Origin of the sequence: Acetobacter thailandicus, from assembly GCF_011516655.1 — a bacterium.
Classification (GTDB): domain Bacteria; phylum Pseudomonadota; class Alphaproteobacteria; order Acetobacterales; family Acetobacteraceae; genus Acetobacter; species Acetobacter thailandicus.
The window spans coordinates 1-1,229 of sequence record NZ_WOSV01000037.1; the positions used below are offsets into that span (position 1 = coordinate 1).

Consider the following 1,229-nt stretch of genomic DNA (forward strand, 5'->3'; position numbering starts at 1 on the left):
CCGCTCTGACTGCCCATTTCACGAATAATCCGGCCTTTGCCAATTTCGAGCACCTGTCCGGCTGCCGGCAGTTCAAGGCCAAGCCCGCCACCACGCGGGTAGCGCAGGGCAATCGGGCCTTCATCAAACGCTGTGGCCGTTGCTGTCATATGCAGCAGCTCGACTTCGTCTGAAGGTGCCATGATCGTCATGCCGGGCAGGCAGCCCAGATATGCAATATCGAAAGAGCCGGCATGCGTGGCACCATCGGCACCAACCAGCCCGGCACGGTCAATGGCAAAGCGCACAGGCAGGTTTTGCAGCACAACATCGTGCATCACCTGGTCATAGGCGCGCTGCAGGAAGCTGGAGTAAATAGCGCAGAACGGACGCAGCCCTTCGGTCGCAAGGCCGGCGGCAAAGGTGACGGCATGCTGCTCGGCAATGCCGACATCAAAAAACCGCTCCGGGTAGGCTCTGGCAAAAGCATCAAGGCCAGTGCCTGAGGGCATGGCGGCGGTAATGGCGACAATATTTTTGTCAGTGGCGGCCTGGCGTACCAGCTCACGTGAAAAAACTGAGGTGTAGCTTGGCGGGCCTGAAGGGCCTTTGGACTGCTCGCCGGTTACGACATTAAAGCGTGCAACAGCATGATATTTATCGCCGGCTTTTTCAGCCGGGGTGTAGCCGTGGCCTTTTTCGGTGATGACATGCAACAGGATCGGGCCGTTGCCGGCATCACGCAGGTTGCGCAGAATGGTGACCAGCTGTGGCAGATCGTGCCCGTCAACCGGACCAATATAGTAAAAGCCCAGCTCTTCAAACCATGTGCCGCCGGTGATCATGCCACGGGCATATTCATCAGCTTTACGGGCTGTGCGCTCAACAGAGGCCGGCAGTTTTTTAACAAACTTACCAGCCAGCTCACGCAGGCCAATAAATTTACGGGATGAGATAAGGCGTGACAGATAGCCTGACATCGCGCCGACAGGTGGTGCGATCGACATTTCGTTGTCGTTGAGCACAACAATCAGGCGTTCAGCGCCAGGGCCGGCTTCAGCTGCGTTGTTCATGGCTTCGTAGGCCATGCCGGCTGAAATCGAACCATCACCGATCACGGCGATGACATTGCGCTCTTTGTAGGAGGGGTCTTCCTCAGCGCGCAGATGGTGGGCCACAGCCATGCCCAGACCCGCAGAAATGGATGTGGAGGAGTGAGCCGCACCAAAGGGGTCGTATTCGCTCTCTGA

General features: G+C 57.7%; 1 protein-coding gene. It reads right to left on the reverse strand.

Annotation, left to right across the window (positions count from 1 at the left end; translation table 11 throughout):
• Positions 1-1,229: 1-deoxy-D-xylulose-5-phosphate synthase (gene dxs / locus GOB58_RS12860; protein ID WP_173560461.1), on the reverse strand; the 1,229-nt coding region annotated here is incomplete at both ends.